The following is a 17,487-nucleotide window of genomic DNA, read 5'->3' as shown; positions in this document are numbered from 1 at the left end:
CCCGTCCTTCCCAGCAGAGAGGACCACCCCATGGACTGTCATGCGCGTGACAGAAGGCTGCGTGACACGAAAGGCTTACGAAGAACGGTGATCGCGCTCGTCGCGGCGCTGCTCCTCGCCGTCGGGTTCCTGCCCGCCACCTCCAGCGCCGCGGACAAGGCGCCCGCCTTCCGTGCGCTGCTCTTCACCAAGGCCGTCGGCTACGTCCACGACTCCATCCCGGCCGGCGTCCAGATGGTCAAGGAGCAGGCGGAGGCGAACAACTTCGAGGTCGTCCAGACCGACGACGCGACCGTCTTCGACGACGCGAAGCTCAAGGACTTCGACGTCATCATCATGCTGCAGAACTCCGGCATGGTCTGGGACACCGACGCCCAGCGCGACGCCATGAAGACGTACGTGAAGAGCGGCAAGGGAGTCGTCGCCCTGCACAACACCCTCGACATGGGCGTCGAGGACTCCTTCCCCTGGTGGGACGACCTCATCAACGCCGGTGCCCACATGCCCGCCCACTCACCGGGCGTCCTGAAGGGCACCGCCAAGGTCGCCGACCGCGCGCACCCCTCCACCAAGGGCCTTCCCGAGCGCTGGGAGCGCCCGGAGGAGTGGTACAACTTCGACAAGAACCCCCGCGGCGACGTGCACGTCCTGGTCACCGCCGACGAGACCACGTACGACCCGGGCGGCTCCAAGATGGGCGCCGACCACCCCATCTCCTGGTGCCGCAACGCCGAGGGCGGCAAGGTCTGGGCCACCGCCATGGGCCACGACAAGGCGTCGTACAGCGAGCCCGCCTTCCGCGAGCACGTGCTCGGCGGCATCCAGTGGGCCGCGGGCAACAAGCCCGGCGACTGCGGCGGCACGGTCTGGTCCGGCTACGAGAAGACCGCCCTGGACGACAACACGGCCGACCCGATGGAACTGGACGTCGCCAAGGACGGCAAGGTCTTTTACGTCCAGCGCAGCGGCGAGGTGAAGATCTTCGACCCGAAGAGCCACTCCACGTCCACGGCGGGCAAGCTCGACGTCTACACCGGCGGCGAGGACGGCCTCGTCGGCATGGAACTGGACCCCAAGTTCGCCACCAACCGCTGGATCTACCTCTACTACGCCCCCGCCAAGGCGACGGACGACGTCAACCGCCTCTCCCGCTTCACGGTCAAGAAGGACAACACCCTCGACCTCGCCAGCGAGAAGAAGCTCCTGGACGTCCCCGCCTACCGCGACCGCACCTTCCCCGAGCCCGGCCACACCGGCGGCGCCGTCGAGTTCGGCCCGAACCGCACGCTCTACCTCGGCGTCGGCGACGACACCCCGCCCAACCTCGACCCCAACTGGCAGGGCTACGCCCCTCTCGACTGGCGCGAGGGCAAGCAGATGCTGGACGCGGCCCGCACCGCGGGCAACACCAACGACCTGCGCGGCAAGATCCTGCGCATCAAGCCCACGGACAAGGGCGGCTACACCATCCCCAAGGGCAACCTCTTCGCCAAGGGCACCGCGAAGACCCGCCCCGAGATCTACGCGATGGGCTTCCGCAATCCCTTCCGTTTCACCGTCGACCCCAAGACGGGCTACGTGCACGCCTCGGACTACGGCCCCGACCGCGGCGCCCCGACCACCGACCGCGGCCCTGAGGGCCTGGTCGAGTACAACGTCATCAAGAAGGCGGGCAACTTCGGCTGGCCCTTCTGCCACGGCAACAACCAGGCGTACGCCCCCTACAACCCCGACACCCAGGAAGTCGGCGCCAAGTTCGACTGCGCCATGCCCGTCAACCCCTCGCCGAACAACACCGGCCTGAAGGACCTGCCGACACTCCAGCAGCCCGAGATCTGGTACGGCTACGGCGAGTCCAAGGAGTTCCCGGAGATGGGCGCGGGCGGCTCGGCACCGATGAGCGGCCCCGTCTACCACTACGACGCCAAGAACCCCTCCAAGACGAAGTTCCCCGCCTACTTCGAGGGCGCGAGCTTCTTCTACGAGTGGGCCCGCGACTCGGTCAAGGAGATCCGCTTCGACAAGAGCGGCAAGCTCCTGAAGATCAACGACTTCCTGAAGACGGCGAAGTTCGCCAAGCCGATGGACATGACCTTCGGCCCCGACGGCTCCCTGTACGTCCTGGAGTGGGGCAGCGAGTTCGGCGGCGGCAACAACGACTCCGGGCTCTACCGCATCGACTACGCCCAGGGCCAGCGCACCCCGCTCGCCCAGGCCAAGGCATCGGCCACCAACGGCCCGACCCCGCTGAAGGTCGACTTCTCCAGCGAGGGCAGCAAGGACCCCGACGGTGATCCGCTCACCTTCGCCTGGGACTTCGACGGCGACGGCACCTACGACTCCACCGAGGCCAGCCCCTCCCACACCTACGACACCAAGGGAGACTTCAACGCCCAGCTGAAGGTCACCGACTCCACCGGCAAGTCCGGCTACGCCAACGTGCCCGTCACCGCGGGCAACACGGCCCCCAAGGTGAAGGTCGAGACCCCGGTCGACGGCAAACTCATCGAGTTCGGCGACAAGATCCCCTACAAGGTCACGGTCACCGATCCCGAGGACGGCACGATCGACTGCTCCAAGGTCACCGTCAACCCGGCCCTCGGCCACGACGACCACGAGCACCCCACCACCGACATCCCCGGCTGCGAAGGCACCGTGGACACCGGTGACCTGGGCGGCCACCCCGAGGGCGCCGACCTCACCTACGTCCTCAACGCCAAGTACACCGACAAGGGCGGCGACGGCGTCAGCGCCCTCACCGGCTACGGCCGCTCCGTCATGCACCCCAAGCACAAGCAGGCGGAGTACCACGACGACCAGTCGGGGACCCGCATCGTCTCCCAGGAGGGCGCCGAGAACGGCAAACGTATCGGTGACATCAGTGACGGCGACTGGATCGCGTACAGCCCGATGAGTGTCGAGGGCGTCAGCAAGGTCAGCTACAAGCTGTCCTCGCCGTACGGCGTCGGCTCGATCGAGCTGCGCGCGGATGCCCCGGACGGCAAACTGCTCGCCACCACGCCCGTCCCCAACACCGGGGGCTGGGACACCTACCAGGCCACACCCGACGTGCCGGTCGAAGCCCTGTCCGGCACCCACAAGCTGTACGTGGTCTTCAAATCGCCGCAGAACAATTCCTTCGACGTGGACGCGGTGCAGTTCACCACGTCATAGTCACCCGGAAGTAGCCGCAGGAAGTCGCCGTCGGAAGTCGCCGGGGGCATAGAAAAGTCCGCAGTGCGCCGCTGTCCAAGGCGCACTGCGGACCTTCTCCCCCCGGTCAGCGAGTGCCGACGGCCGCGCGCACGGCGCGGCGTGCCAGCTGGCAGTCGTCGTGCAACCGCCTCAGCAGCAGCCGCTGCTCCTCACCGGATGTCGCGGCACCGGGGTGGGCCGGCCCCGGTGCCGCAGGCGACGTGTCGTGCATGGAACGCTGCACGGCCATCTCGTACGTACGGATCTCCCGGGTCAGCACCAGCATCAGGTTGACCAGGAACGCGTCACGCGCCGCCGGACCCTGCTCCTGCGCCAGCTGACTGATCTCGCGCCGCGCGACCGGTGCGTCACCGAGCACCGACCACAGCGTCGCCAGGTCATAGCCCGGCAGATACCAGCCCGCGTGCTCCCAGTCCACGAACACCGGACCGGCCGGGGACAGCAGGATGTTCGAGAGGAGCGCGTCACCGTGGCAGAACTGCCACGTGCCGTGCTGTCCTGCCGAGTGCGCGATGCCGTGCAGCAGCTTCTGCAGGTCGCCCATGTCCCGGTCGGTCAGCAGCCCCAGCTCATGGAAGCGGTTGATCCGCTTGCCGTAGTCCATGGGCCTGCCGAACAGCTCCTGCGGTGGACGCCACCGGTTGAGGTGGCGGATGGAGTTGAGCGCGAGGCGCACGTCCGCGCGCGGCGGCGCCTCCACGGGATGGCGGGACAGCGCGGCGACGCGTCCCTGCATCCGCTCGATCACCAGCGTGCAGTCCTCGGGGTCCGCGGCGATGAGCCGCGGGGCCCGGACCGGAGGACGGTGCCGGACGAACGAGCGGTATGCCGCTATCTCGTGCCGGATCCGCTCGGCCCACGCGGGCGAGTGGTCCAGTAAACATTTGGCGATCGCGGTGCTGCGTCCTGTGGTCCCCACCAGCAGTACGGTGCGTCCGCTGCGGCGGAGCACCTGTACCGGGTTGAACTCCGGACAGATGCGGTGCACCGAGGCGATCGCGGTGCGCAGTTGCGCCCCCTGGGGGCCTGACAAGTCGAGTCTCCCGCTGAGCGGTTGCGTGCCGGGCCCCGGAACGCGTCGCGTCCGGCCGGCGCCGAGCGACCCGGCCGCGGGGCGCGCGGGCTCCAGATACGGGCCGCTGCCGGGCTGTCGGCTGTGCAGTGGCCGGGGCGGGGCGGACACGGAGGACGATGCTGTGTACATGGGCGATACAGATCCCTTCGTGTGCCTGCGAATTGCGGCGCCTCCCGTCCCCGGCCCCTTTGGGAGCACCCTGGGGAATGTCCCGCGGTGGGCCGGGTCGGGGTGGCGCATTCCTACCTGACACCCGGCGTCCCCTGGCACACCATGTGGCGCACCCTGGCGAACCCTGGCGAATAGTCGCCCAGCAACTGACAGAGGGTTACTGTCAACTCAGCCGAGAACCTGGGGGCTTGACGTGAACGGACAACCCAACACCCGACTGTCGGACCTTTTCGGCCTGGCAGGCTGGTCCAAAGGGGAGCTCGCGAGACTGGTGAACCGGCAGGCGGCGGCCATGGGCCATCCGCAGCTGGCCACCGACACCTCGCGGGTACGGCGGTGGATCGACATGGGAGAAATTCCGCGCGATCCCGTGCCCCGGGTGCTGGCGGCTCTGTTCACCGAGCGTCTCGGCCGTGTCGTGACCATTGAGGATCTTGGTCTGGTCCGGCACGGGCGCGTGGGGAAGCAGCGTGGCGACGGGAGTGTGGAGCACCCCGACGGCATGCCGTGGGCGCCCGAACGGACAGCCGCGGTCCTCACCGAATTCACGGGAATGGACCTCATGCTCAACCGACGCGGCTTGGTGGGCGCGGGTGCCGCGCTCGCCGCCGGCTCCGCACTGACCGGCGCCATGCACGACTGGCTGCACACCGATCCGGCCCTTGCTGCCGACGCTCCCCGAACCGACCATCCCCTGCACGCCGACCCCGCTGGGTTCGACCGCTATGAGGCCGCCCCCATCGGGTCGCAGGAGATCGAGGAACTGGAGACCTCCGTCGAGGTGTTCCGGGCCTGGGACGCCTCCCGTGGCGGAGGGCTGCAGCGCAAGGCTGTGGTGGGACAGCTCAACGAAGTGGGCGGCATGCTCGCCTACCGACACCCCGACCATCTCCAGCGCCGCCTGTGGGGCGTCGCTGCCAATCTCGCCGTCCTCGCGGGCTGGATGTCGCACGACGTCGGCCTGGAGCCCACGGCGCAGAAGTACTTCGTGATCGCCGCGCACGCGGCCCGCGAGGGCGGCGACCGGCCGCGCGCCGGCGAGGCCCTGTCCCGGGCCGCGCGCCAGATGGTGCATCTGGGGCGCCCCGACGACGCCCTGGATCTGATGAAACTCGCCCAGTCGGGTTCGGGCGAGGAGATGCTGCCGCGCACGCAGGCCATGCTCTACACCATCGAGGCCTGGGCACAGGCGTCGATGGGCAAGGGCCAGGCGATGCGGCGCACCCTCGGCATCGCGGAGGACCTGTTCGTCTCCGACAAGGGGGACGTACCCCCGCCCAGCTGGATGCAGATGTTCGACGAGGCGGACATGCACGGCATGCAGGCCCTGGCCTTCCGCACCCTCGCCGATCACGACGCGTCCGCCGCCAACACCGCCCAGCGCCATGCCCGGGAGGCCATCGACCTGCGGGCCAAGGGCCGCGACCGCTCGCAGATCTTCGACTACATCTCACTGGCATCGGCATGCTTCATCGCCGACGACCCCGAACAGGCCGATCGGTACGCACGGTTGGCGCTGGTGTCGATGGGGTCGAACTCCTCGCTGCGCACGTGGGACCGGCTGCGTGAGATGTACCGCCTGACGGCCCAGTACTCGGGCTACCCGAAGATCGAGGATCTGCGCGAGGAGATCAAGCTGGCGCTGCCCAAGGCGTCGGCCAAGACCGGAGGTGGCAGCCGGGTCCGCGCATAGGACCCGGCACGGCTCGGGGGGTCAGGAACCCACCCGGGCGATCAACAGGCAGGCGTCGTCCTCACGTGGGGCCACGCCGAACTCTTCGACGACCGTCCTCACACAGTCCTGCGCACCCCGCGTGTCCGTGAAGCGTGGCGCGAGCGCGAGCAGCCGGCTCGTGGCCGCGTCCCTGGCGCGCCGCGGGACCAGCCCATCGGTGTGCAGCAACAGCAGGTCTCCGGGCGCGAGTTGCACTTCGGCCTGCTCGTACGTGGCTCCGGAGGTCGCCCCGAGGATCACTCCACCCGGTGGCGTCAGCGCGCGCCCCGTCCCGTCGCGGAACAGCAGCGGGGCGGGGTGTCCCGCCTGCGCCCAGCTGAGGGTGCGGGTGGCGGGGGTGTACTGGCAGCAGACGGCGCTGCCGAGGGCCGGTTGCGCGGTGCTGTCCAGCAACTGATTGAGCCAGCACATCAGTTGGGCGGGCCTGACTCCGGCGACGGCCATGCCGCGTACCGCGCCGAGCAGCATCGCCATGCCCGACGTGACGGTGACGCCATGTCCCGTGAGGTCGCCGACGCTGAGCAGGAACTGGCCGTCGGGCAGCTCCATCGCGTCGTACCAGTCGCCGCCGATCAGTGAGCTCGTGGAGGAGGGGAGGTAGTGCGCGGCGAGGTCCAGTGCGGCGGGTCCGCCGTGCGGGAACCGCAGGGAACCGCGCCACGGCGGCAGCACGGCCTCCTGCAGTTCGACCGCGAGCCGGTGCTCTGTCTGCGCGATGTGCCGCTGGCGCTGCAACGAGTCACGGGTCTCGCGCACCACTCGCTGGCTGCGGCGCAGCTCGCTGACGTCCCGCAAGACCGCCCACATCGAGGCGGTGCTGCCATCAGCGGCGAGCACGGGCTCGCCCATCATGTGCACCTGTCGGACGCCGCCGTCGGGGCGCACGACACGGAACTCGCCGTCGATCGGCTTCCCGTCGATCAGGCAGTCCGTGACCATGGCCGTCAGCATCGGCTGGTCGTCGGCGTGCACCAGGGAGGGCAGTTCGTCGAGGGAGAGCGGGGGAGCTTCCGGGTCCCGCCCGAGGATTTGGTACAGCTCGCCCGACCAGCTCGCCTCGTCGTTCAGGAGGTTCCACTCCGCGCTGCCGACCCGGCTGAGCAGTGAGCCCTGCTGGGGTTCGAGCGGCGGGGGTACGGCCGGAGCGGCGGGCTCCACGGCCGGTTGCGCGGGTCCGTCCCGCAACTGCGCGAGGTGGTCGTCCAAGTCGTTGAGCTGGTGGACCGCCAGGTCGCACAGAGCGCGTTGCCAGCGCCCCTGCGGGTCGCTCTGGTCGGGCACGGCATCACGGCGTACGGCGTCGACCTGGCCGCGGAGCCGACGTGTCTGCGTGATCAGCGCTTCGACCGAGCCGCGCTCGGGCGGCTGGGCGGAAGGGCGGTCCGCGAAGACATGGGACGGCATGAGGTGCTCCGTTGAGGATGCGGTGCGACCAAACGGGCGGGATGGACCGCTAATGACTTTCGCACAGCGGGGGGTGGCTCGTAAGGGATTTGGCAACACACGACGTGTGGTTGCATGTGGCATATGTCTGTGTCCTTCGGAACGATATGTTCCGGTGGCGCGATCCCGATCACCCGCGCAAGTAACGGACAACGGCCAGCACACGGCGGTTGTGGTCATGTGACGCGGGCAGCCCGAGCTTGTCGAAGACGGCGGCCACATGCTTCTCCACCGTCCCCGCCGAGACGACGAGACTCTGCGCGATCGCCGCGTTGGACCGCCCCTCGGCCATCAGCGAGAGCACCTCGCGCTCCCGGTCGGTGAGAGGCGCGAGCTCCTCCGCGCGGCGTCCGGCCCCCGCCAGCTGCGTGACGACCTCGGGGTCCAGAGCCGTACCCCCGGCGGCCACCCGCTCCAGGGCGTCGGTGAACTCCGCGACGTTGGCGACCCGGTCCTTGAGGAGGTAGCCGACCCCCGCCGACCCCGCCGCGAGCAGCCGCGTGGCGTACTTCGTCTCCACGTACTGCGAGAAGAGCAGCACGCCCGTGCCGGGGTGGTCGCGGCGGATGTCGATGGCCGCGCGGAGCCCTTCGTCCGTGTGCGTCGGAGGCATCCGGATGTCGGTCACCGCGACGTCCGGACGGTGCTCGGCCACCGCGGCCCGCAGCAAGTCCCCGTCGCTCACGGACGCACAGATCTCGTGCCCGCGCTCCTGGAGCATCTGACCCAGCAACTCCCGCAGTACGGCGGCATCCTCGGCGATCACGACGCGCATGGCGGCATGCTCTCACGCGTGCAGCGGCAGCTCGACGGTGACCGCCGTCGGCCCGCCCTCGGGACTTCTGACATCCATCCGCCCATCGACCGTACGTACGCGTTGCAAGAGTCCCGTGAGCCCGCTCCCCGCGCCGGCATCCGCTCCACCACCCCCGTCGTCTCCGACCTGCAGAAGAAGCCGCCCGTCCAACTGGGCCACCGTGATGGACGCCCGCCGGGCCCCGCTGTGCTTGATGACGTTCGCGAGCAGCTCGGCCGCGCAGAAGTACGCGATGGTCTCGATGGCCGGGGTCGGCCGCTCCGGTATCTCCGTCACCAGGTCGACGGGGATGCTGCTGCGCGCGGTGAGCGTGGCGAGCGCGTCCGGCAGTCCGTCGTCGAGGACCGGGGGATGGAGGCCGCGGGCCAGATCCCGCAGCTCGGTGAGGGCCTCGGTGGCGTGGTGATGGGCTCCGTCGACGAGTTGACGCAGGCGGGCGACATCCAGTGGCGCACCGCCTCGGCCGCCGTCCTGTCCCTCGACAGTTGCCTCGCTCTCACCGAGCCGTTGCCTGATCATGTCGAGACTCATCGCCACCGCGACGAGGCGGACCTGGGCCCCGTCGTGGAGATCGCGCTCGACCCGGCGGAGGAGCGCCACCGAGTCGTCCACGGCGAGCGCACGTGTCTCCTCCAAGTCGCGTACCCGATCGGCCAGTTGTCCCGGCCCGAGCAGCGCGCCGATGAGCCACCGATCGGCCTCGGTCACCAGACGGGTCACCCAGGGCGCGCACAGCAGAATCCCCGCACCGACGGCGACCGCGAAGAACGTGCCGCCGAAGCTGTCCGCATCCGGGCCACCGAAGAAGAAGGGGGTGAGCACCGGCATGCCCTCGGGGGAGCCGGGCTCGGGACGTTGCCCGAAGAGCGCCCACCGCAGCGGCGCCGTGAGGTTGATCAGTCCCACGAGCCACCACAGGACGGCGTACGCCCCCAGACAGCCGACCGGCAGCTTCGCCAGGACATAGGCGGCCGACCGCCAGCCGACCCCGTCCGACAGCCGGGCGTCGAGTCGATTGACCCACCGCCCCTCCGGACGCAACGGTGGCGGCGCGACGGTCCGGTCCCCGAGGAACAGCGCCGCAAGGCGACGATGCGCGCCGCCCAGCACACGGGCCACTTGCAGCCCCGAGATGAACAGAAGCGCCCCGAGCACCGCGAACAGCACCGACACGGTGAAGCCCGCGCCCAGGGCCAGCACCACCGCGAGAAGCACGCCACCCACGAGAGCCAACGGAAACCCGAGCAGGCAGTACGCCACATCGGCCCACGCCCGCCTGGTGAGCGGGGCGCGCCCCACGGCTCGTACGAGGGCGCGCGCCCCTCGCGCGCCCGTCGGCGTCCCGGGGCGCTCCGGCGCACCAGAGGTGGTGGAGCCGCCGGCCCACGACCGGACCGTCGGCCCGCCCCGCTCGGTGAGACCTCGAGCCTCCGTCATCACAACCCCCGCTGAGACCTTGACCTGATACGGCCGGACAACCTCACGTTAGGCCCCCGCCGCGGCCCGCCGGAACGCGGATTTCCTCCGTCTCGCCTGGGGGTTTTCCCCCAGGCACCGGGGTGCGCACCAAGGGCGGGCTGGCCAGGGAGAACTTCGCTGGGGGCGCTCGGCGAAGGGCCGCAGTTCCCTTTTGTGCCCGCGAGTTCCCGGGATTTCCCGCGCGGGTGTGCAACAGACGTGCAATGGGCCAGCCGCCCGAACTCGCCCTCAAGCCGCTTGGGAGCGAGCGTTCTGCGGCGGTGGGCGATCGACGCCGTCTCTGCCGGTTCTCGCGTACTGCGTCGTGCGCGGTCGCAGCGCTGGGCGGCCCTGAGCGCACCGCTGCTGCGCCATGGGCGCAGATGCCTCTGTCACACCTCTACTTCGACCACGTCGTCGTCATCACCCGAGCAGAGAGGACTGGTTGATGATCCCCGAGTACCCCCGCCCCGCGATGTCCCTCGCCTTTCAGGGGGCTGCCGTCACCGATGCGTCCGCCGCGGTCGGCACCGAGACCCCGACCGAGCCGGAGCGGAGCAGGCCTGTTACTGCGCGAACCAAGCAGGTCCAGCATGATCCTGGAGAGCCAGTTAGGGGCCTCCTCCGTGAACCTCCTTCTGGAGCTCGCGAGGAAACGCCTTTCGAACAACGGTTCACTCTGCGCGCAGTAACGGGGATTGCCGGGATGGTTGTCGGGCTGACGTTCCTTTTCGGCTTCGGCAATGTGTGGACCCTGGCGTTGAGTCTGGGCGTGCCGCCGTGGGTGGCGCCGCTGGTGGCCCCGGCCGTAGACCTGTCGGTGCTCGGCCTCTTACTGGCTATCCGTCACATGGCGCTGCATGGTGCTCGGCGCGAACAGATGCGGCCGGCACGTCGTTTGCTGATCTTCTCCAGCACGATGACGTTGGCGTTGAACGTGGCGGCACCGCTGATCGCAGGCCAAGTGGGCAAGGCGGCCTTTGACGCCGTCGGCCCGTTGCTGCTCATTGGTTGGGCCGAAGTGGGCCCCGGCCTGCTGCAGACCATCAGCGGGATTCAGCAAACGGCCGCCTCCGAACGCGTTGATAGGGAGGTCACCGAGTCACTGCCGTGCGGTGATGACTTGCTGGAAAGGGCCCGGCAGGAGGATGCGAGTCACCGGGAGGCGTTTCAACGGCCGATCTCGGCGGAGACGCTGCGCAAGCGCCTTCACGTCGGTGCTGCCCGGTCCCGGACGTTGGTAGCTGTTGTGCGAGCCGACAGGCATGGGCTGCCGAACGCTCCGCCCAGTAAGTAGCTTCGACGACAGTAGAACCGTGAGGAAAGTGGTGATCTCCACGGCAGCGCACGCTTCGGCTGGTCTGGTCGCTCTACCTGACACTTGGAGGTCATTCGCCTTCCTCTCTCCCCGACGGGCAGGGATTTCGGGTAGCCCGTCCGTTGAGCACCTGCCTGAATTGCGAAGTGGAGGGTGGCCGGCTTCTGCAGGGGCCAGGCCACGGAGGCGATGCCCCCTTCGAGCCCCTGACTGCCTTCCCTCAGCCTTTCAGGAATGTCAGTGCTCGCTCGTAGGATTCACGCACCTGTCGGAACGGCTGCATCGGAAGTGATCAGTGGCGCCTCAACTCCCCTGGACGATCGAGGACATCGCAATCGGCCACAGTCGTGAGGACCTCTTCGACCACCACTCGGTGGCTCGGCAGCTCGCGCGCACTGTCACGGCCGCCGGTCAGTCCCTGGCGATTGGACTGCTCGGGCCGTTCGGCAGCGGCAAGTCGTCCGTCGTCCGCCTACTCACGACGGAACTGGCGGTGAACAAGAAGTGGGCTGTGCTGCACGTCAGCGCAGAGCACCACAGCGGGGTGGCCCGGGCGAGAGCACTGATGTACGCCTTGCTCGACGAGGCCCACCGACAGGATCTCATCGGCTCTAACGAGTACGCGAGCCAGCGGGCCTGCCTTGAGGGCGGCCGCCAGCACACCCTGCCGCGCCCAGGTCCGCTTTCCCGCGTGCCGGGACGCGCGGGCTGGGGCCGATACCTGCACGCGGCCTGGACCGGGCTTGCCTGGGTCGGCGCCATGCTCGGCATGCTGTGGCTCATCGGCGCGGCCGCCGTTGTCGTCGCTCATCGGCTCGGCGTGGGCGAGGGCGTGCCCGCACCCACGTGGTTCGCCGCCGAAGGTGCCACCTCCCTGACCGCAGTCTTGGTGAGCGCCGCTGCCATATCCGCGGTACTCGCGGCCGGCAAAGAAGGTGCCCTGCAGACTCTCAGGGCCTACGAGATCACGGTGACGAGTCCTCGGCCGGACTCCACCGATGAACTGGAGCAGGCCTTCACACGGCTCCTGCTTTCCGTCGAGCGTCGTCTAGTGATCGCCGTGGACGACATCGATCGCCTTGCCGCGTCCGACGTGCTCGAAGCGCTCACCACTTTGCGTAGTTTTCTGCTGACAGGACACCAACAGCAGGTCAAGCAGCCAGTGTTCGTGCTGTCCTGCGACGAGAGTATCGTCCGGGAGGCAATCGTCGGGGTGCGACCGGGACTTGCGCATCGCCCCGCTGACGTTACGGCGGGGCATCCTGTCTCCGGTGCGCCGCGACAGGCCATCGGAGCAAGACCCGACGCCGCCCCGGCAGACGCGCGCTCCGAGACCTCGACTGCCACTCGCAAGGCGACCGAGGAGGCTGCCCAGGAATACCTGAACAAGCTGTTCACGGTCCGTTTGGTACTGCCCGCGCCGGGCGACGCCGACCTGCGAGACTACGCCGCTGAACTCCTCATGCACGGTGTGTCGCCACACCCTGCCGTGGCCGAGCTCGGCGGCGAGGCGGAAGTGCGCACCCTCCTCGATGTGCTCGTCCACCAAGGTGTGCGCGATCCCCGGCACGTGATCCGCCTTCTGAACTCCTTCTTCACCGAGTTCCAGCTCGCGCGGTTTCGTGAGCGCCCCGCTGGTGTCCGCCCGCCCCGCATCGCGGCCGGGGAAGTCACCGGGTTCCCTGTGGAACTGGCCAGGCTGACGGTGCTCCGGCACGACTTCCGTGAGCTCTACGACGCCATCTGCGCCGAGGAGGATCTCCTTCATCTGCTCGACGACGCGCTCCTGGGAGACGAGCAGAGGTTGCACGACCCCCTTCTGCAGCCCTACATGATCGGCACAACCCCGACCCGCCCGGACTTCGGATGCCACCCGGGCCTGCGCTACCTCCTGGCCACCGCAGCCAGGGCCCGGGTGCGCCGCCCTGCCCGCATCGGCCCGCTTCTGACTCTCGGATCGAGCCAGGCCAGCCGTCTATTGGGCAGCGAGATGGCCACGGACATCCAGCAGGAGCTGATCGGTCGGGACGGCGCGGCTTTCGCGCGGCGACTGGCCGCGGCGGACGCGCTCCCCCGCGTGCTTCAGGCCGCGGCGGTAGCCCTTGACGCGGCCCGCCCGGGCCAGGACCTCGACAACGCCGTAACGGCGGCGATCACCGCCCTTGGGCAGACCACCGAATTGTTCACGGACATTCCGCCGGAAGAGGCCCGACCACTGCGGGCACTCACTGACAGCATCGCCCGTCGCCGACCCGAGTTGACCTTGGACGTCCCCTCTCACCTCCTCGTCCCGCTGCTTGGCCTCACCGACGAGGCCCACCTGCCTCGCCTCCTCGCGACCCTGCGCGAGCAGCCCCAGGACGCCGGGGAAGCGACGCTATGGGCGCAGAACTTGATGGAACTGCCAGCAGGCGCCCACGCCGACGAACTGGCCCCTGCTGTCGACGCCTATTTCACCTATCTCACCGAGGGCGGCGACGACGAGGACCTCGCCTTCTGGATCGACGACGACCGGAGCGCCCACCGTCCTGTGTGGCCCGCCAGTGCCTTCGCCGCACTGCTGACCCGGGCCGCCCGCAGCGAAGACCGTCACGTCCTTGCTCCCGTGGGTGCAGCGGCGATTGAATACGCCGACATCCACCGCTGGAACCGCCCCGTCGCCCTAGCTCTCTTGAACTGCCTCCAAGCCGACCTGCCCGCCCGTCGCGAAGCCATCCGTGTGCTCGCCCACAGCACCGGCCCGGATGCGGAATGGGAAGATTCTCGCAACAGCGACACATATGACACGCTCGCAGCTCAGCTCACCGTGGCCGTCGCTGTCTCCTGCACGGAAGATGAGGACACCGACAGTGTCCTCGCTGGCCTCGAATTGCTCGCGCAGTGGCTCCCCGCCGTCAAGAATCTCGCCGAGACTGCGAAAATCACCCACGCTGTCGCCGAAGCCGTCGGCTCCGTGGCGGGCGACGACCCGCAGATTGCTTGTACGGCAGGTGATGTGCTGCGTGGGCTGCCCGAGGTCGATGCCGCGCTCTGCGTACGCGCGCTCGCTGACCGGCTCTTGGAGCACCAAGGCCCGGGGGACGCCATCGGCCCTGCTCTTCGTGACGTACTCGTCGACTACCTGCACCGCGCCCCGGAGGCCTATGAACAACCCGTTGGCGACGCTGTAGAGGCCTGCGTGTCCGCCCTGACCTCCGGCCTCACTGGGCACGATGCGGCGGGACGTTTCGCCCGCGAGACGCTCCCGGCCCTACTCACCACGCGGGTCGGCCGCGAGCGGGCCTCGAACCTGGCAGCCCTCCTCATAGGCGCAGTGCCAGCTAACCAACCGAACGTCGCCGAGGAACTCCTCCCCAGCGCGCATGTCCTTCTGAAAGACAACACGGCACGCGCCGCCCACCTCCCACAGGCCGTTCAGCTTATGCACCAACTGGTCAGCCATGGGCAACCGGTGATTGCCCTGACCTTCATGGCGCGCTACGTCACGGAGGCCTCCGTCGACGTCACCTGCCTGCGCTGGTACGCACCGCACTGGCCGGACCTGGACGTCGACACCCGCGACAGGGTCGGGGCGGCTGCCCAACGGGCAGACCTGCCCGATGAGTTGCGCGACTGCCTCGTACGCCACCTCGCAGAGTCCGAGTCCGATCGACCTTGGGTGCACGCAAATGAGCTGTGGCCGCGCGCCACTGCAGCGCAGCGTGCCACCCTCCTGGCGAACGCCCGCGGCCGCGCGCCCGCCCTCGCGGAACGGGCAGCGGACAGCGACGCCGACATCCTGTGCGCCGCGCTGGTCGAGGCAGGGGGTGACCTTGATCACGTACTGAGACTCATGAGTGACGCGGCGTTCGCCGACGACTCGATCCTCGCCTACGTACGGGCCGCGGCGAACGAAGAGCACTGGACGCCAGAGCAGTGTGACATTGCCATCGCCGCCAGCACGGATCCCGGCCAGGTGTGGTCCTTCGCTGAGGAGTTGCTGACCGAAGGCCAGACTCCCGCACTGCGTGGCGCCAATCTTGTCGGCTCCCTCATTGCCCACCACGCGGCGGCGATCCCGCCCGACCTGGTCAACATCCTCAAGCAACCTCTGCGCGAGGCCGACGAGCCACTGGCGGAGGCGGTCGGGCAGGCCTTGCGCGGCCACCCCAAACTTGCCCGCAAGCTACGTGACGCCATGGCCGGCTATAGCGCAGCGACGCCGCAGCGTCGACGTAACGCAGCATTCAAGAAGGCGAGCGGACTCGCCTAACGAGCGAAAGATGTGCGTTCCGCTCTTTCGACCTGATCGGTCGACAGGGCGGGGCCCGGAGGAGGAAGTGCAGCAAGTCCAACCGGCGCCTCTGAGCCATGGCAGGGTTCCTTGCCTGCTGAACGGTCCACGCTGCGGTGGGGTGGGCGGTGACGCCGGTGAGGTGGATGCGACGGGTGACGGCGTACACCGTGGACAGGATCACGAAACATGATCCCAGGTGGGGCGGGGCCGCTGCTCAGAGTCCCGTGCTCCCGGTTCTTTGCGGCGAGGGGCTTCAAAGCTGGACGGCCATTCGTGTGTTTGAGCCTCACAGGGTGTGCCCGCCGCCGCTGATCGCTCCTGCTCCCTCGAACACTTGGATAGGCACCTGCCTCACTGAAGTGAACCCGCTTGCTGTCGGCACTGGGCATTGGCTGTCGAGTTGGCTCCACTGACGATCGGGTCTGAACAGAGGGGCCAACGTGTTGAGTGGGGCGGAAGGATAGGCGGGTGCTGTCCCGGGTCCGGGGGTTGACTCATGACATGCCTGACCGAAGTGTCCAAGCCTCACGGTGTCGGCCGTTGGCCGGGGACGGTGCGTTGTCGGTGCCGGGCTGGCGGGGGTGTGTCCCGATAGGGGCCTACCGATCACTGTGGCGTCCTCACGATTCTGACCGCCAGGCGCGGCCCGGTACCGGCAACGCGACACGTCATCGGACGAAGGAGAAGCGGGGCCGTGTCCAGTTCGACCGTGCCCAGTACGTCCCCTCCTCTGAAGCCCCGTCGGCGCCGTCCTGCGGGGTAGGTGGTGCTGGGCGTGGACACGCACCGCGACAATCATGTGGCTGCGGCGCTTTCCTTGTCCGGGGCAGTCCTTGGCACCGAGGAGTTCCCGGCCACCGCGGCGGGCTACCGCGCTCTGCTGAAGTGGGCCAAGAAGTCGGGAACTGTGAAGCGCGCCGGGGTGGAGGGGATCGGTACCTATGGGGCGTCCTTGTCGCGCTACCTGCTGGGCCAGGACGTGGACGTGTTCGACGTGAACCGAATGGACCGGGCGGATTGCCGTCGGCGCGGCAAAACGGATCCGCTCGATGCCCAGAACGCGGCGCGAGCGGTACTGAGCGGACGGGCCCGCGCCCGGGCCAAAGCGGGCGACGGGCCGGTGCAGATCGCCACGATGTACAAGCTCACGAAAGTGTCGGCTGTCAAAGACCGCACGCAGGCCCTCAATCAGCTCAAGGCCGTCCTCGTCACCGCGGACCCCGCCCTGCGGGAAGAGCTGACCCAACTGGGTAATGCTGAGCTCTTCCGCACCTGGGTGCAGTTCACCGATGTGTGAGTTCGTGACGAGGTTGGCGTGGAGTCGGTGCTGCGGGCCACCCGGATCACACTGAGCCTGTTGGCAAGCCGGATAGGTTAGCTCTCCGAGCAGATCCGGGATGTAGAGGCTCGTCTGACCCGGCTCGTGGAGCGCCACGTCCCGCAGCTGCTCGAGGTGGTGGGGATCGGACCGGACACGGCCGTCACGTTGTTGATAACGGTGGGGGACAACCCGGAACGTCTGGACAGCGAAGCGTTCTTCGCCGCACTATGCGGGGTCAGCCCCGTCGAGCGTTCCTCGGGACGCTGGCAGTTCCGCCGACTCAACCGCGGCGGTGACCGCCAGGCCAACGCCGCGCTGCACCGCATCGTGTTCACGCGCCTACGGGTCGACCCGCGCACCCAGGCAAACTACGAGCGCCGGATCAAAGAGGGCAAGACCCGGCGTGAAATCGTCCGCTGCCTCAAACGCTACGCGGCCCGGGAGGTCTTCCACCTGGTCAAACAGCTACAGCCCGACCCCCGGTAATAGGGGCTGTCGTGACAGATGTTGACCCCCCGTCGGCCTGCGGGGCTGCTGGCGCGGCGCTGGTCGGCCGCGACTTGGGAGTAGATGCTTCCGGTAGGTCGGGGCGCCCAAGAATTCGAACAGCTGTAGGCATCGTGGCGCGGGATGGCTACGATCGCAGTCGCCAGTCCG

The 17,487-nt window shown here is 68.7% G+C and carries 10 protein-coding genes; 6 read left to right on the top strand and 4 right to left on the bottom strand.

Annotated elements, in window-relative coordinates:
• Positions 1-30 precede the first annotated feature (30 nt).
• Positions 31-3,174: a ThuA domain-containing protein gene (locus AB0I66_RS04735; RefSeq protein WP_363206228.1), complete on the top strand. Its 3,144-nt coding sequence runs from the start codon at positions 31-33 to the stop codon at positions 3,172-3,174.
• 106 nt (positions 3,175-3,280) lie between these two features.
• Here the strand turns inward: AB0I66_RS04735 and AB0I66_RS04730 are convergent, their stop codons facing one another.
• Positions 3,281-4,420 carry an aminoglycoside phosphotransferase family protein gene (locus AB0I66_RS04730; RefSeq protein WP_363206227.1) on the bottom strand — a complete coding sequence of 380 codons (1,140 nt, stop codon included), beginning with the start codon at positions 4,418-4,420 and terminating at the stop codon, positions 3,281-3,283.
• A gap of 235 nt (positions 4,421-4,655) precedes the next feature.
• Between AB0I66_RS04730 and AB0I66_RS04725 the strand changes: the two genes are divergently transcribed.
• On the top strand, positions 4,656-6,155 hold the full coding sequence (locus AB0I66_RS04725) for a hypothetical protein (RefSeq protein WP_363206226.1): 1,500 nt from the start codon (positions 4,656-4,658) through the stop codon (positions 6,153-6,155).
• 21 nt (positions 6,156-6,176) lie between these two features.
• On the opposite strand, the gene AB0I66_RS04720 is transcribed toward AB0I66_RS04725, so the two are convergent.
• The 3 genes from AB0I66_RS04720 to AB0I66_RS04710 form a co-directional block, all read right to left on the bottom strand.
• A complete protein-coding gene (locus tag AB0I66_RS04720) occupies positions 6,177-7,601 on the bottom strand; it encodes a SpoIIE family protein phosphatase (RefSeq protein WP_363206225.1) in 1,425 nt (474 codons plus the stop codon).
• A gap of 169 nt (positions 7,602-7,770) precedes the next feature.
• Complete coding sequence (locus AB0I66_RS04715) at positions 7,771-8,415, bottom strand: response regulator transcription factor (protein WP_363206224.1); 645 nt, start codon at positions 8,413-8,415, stop codon at positions 7,771-7,773.
• Positions 8,416-8,427: 12 nt separating this feature from the next.
• Positions 8,428-9,894 carry a sensor domain-containing protein gene (locus tag AB0I66_RS04710; RefSeq protein ID WP_363206223.1) on the bottom strand — a complete coding sequence of 489 codons (1,467 nt, stop codon included), beginning with the start codon at positions 9,892-9,894 and terminating at the stop codon, positions 8,428-8,430.
• A 727-nt stretch (positions 9,895-10,621) separates the two neighbouring features.
• On the opposite strand from AB0I66_RS04710, the gene AB0I66_RS04705 reads away from it, so the two are divergent.
• The 4 genes from AB0I66_RS04705 (at position 10,622) to AB0I66_RS04690 (ending at position 17,316) form a co-directional block, all read left to right on the top strand.
• The gene (locus tag AB0I66_RS04705; protein ID WP_363206222.1) at positions 10,622-11,212 is read left to right on the top strand and encodes a hypothetical protein; all 591 of its coding nucleotides are present in this window, start codon (positions 10,622-10,624) and stop codon (positions 11,210-11,212) included.
• Between the two features lie 316 nt (positions 11,213-11,528).
• Positions 11,529-15,485, top strand: coding sequence for a P-loop NTPase fold protein (locus AB0I66_RS04700; RefSeq protein WP_363206221.1), 3,957 nt, complete (start codon positions 11,529-11,531; stop codon positions 15,483-15,485).
• A gap of 799 nt (positions 15,486-16,284) precedes the next feature.
• Positions 16,285-16,806, top strand: a complete 522-nt coding sequence (locus AB0I66_RS04695; protein WP_363206220.1) for a transposase — start codon at positions 16,285-16,287, stop codon at positions 16,804-16,806.
• 126 nt (positions 16,807-16,932) lie between these two features.
• The gene (locus AB0I66_RS04690; protein WP_363206219.1) at positions 16,933-17,316 is read left to right on the top strand and encodes an IS110 family transposase; all 384 of its coding nucleotides are present in this window, start codon (positions 16,933-16,935) and stop codon (positions 17,314-17,316) included.
• The last annotated feature ends 171 nt before the right edge of the window (positions 17,317-17,487 follow it).

It is taken from the genome of Streptomyces sp. NPDC050439 (assembly GCF_040655335.1).
In the GTDB taxonomy this organism is placed as follows: Bacteria; Actinomycetota; Actinomycetes; order Streptomycetales; family Streptomycetaceae; genus Streptomyces.
Note: the sequence above shows the minus strand (reverse complement) of the source record. Positions and strands in the feature narration are given on the sequence as shown.

Bases quoted from the DNA above. Each gene is read 5' to 3' on its own strand.
- AB0I66_RS04710 (WP_363206223.1), bottom strand. From the start codon at position 9,894: ATGACGGAGGCTCGAGGTCTCACCGAGCGGGGCGGGCCGACGGTCCGG.
- AB0I66_RS04715 (WP_363206224.1), bottom strand. From the start codon at position 8,415: ATGCGCGTCGTGATCGCCGAGGATGCCGCCGTACTGCGGGAGTTGCTG.
- AB0I66_RS04735 (WP_363206228.1), top strand. From the start codon at position 31: ATGGACTGTCATGCGCGTGACAGAAGGCTGCGTGACACGAAAGGCTTA.
- AB0I66_RS04730 (WP_363206227.1), bottom strand. From the start codon at position 4,420: ATGTACACAGCATCGTCCTCCGTGTCCGCCCCGCCCCGGCCACTGCAC.
- AB0I66_RS04705 (WP_363206222.1), top strand. From the start codon at position 10,622: ATGGTTGTCGGGCTGACGTTCCTTTTCGGCTTCGGCAATGTGTGGACC.
- AB0I66_RS04720 (WP_363206225.1), bottom strand. From the start codon at position 7,601: ATGCCGTCCCATGTCTTCGCGGACCGCCCTTCCGCCCAGCCGCCCGAG.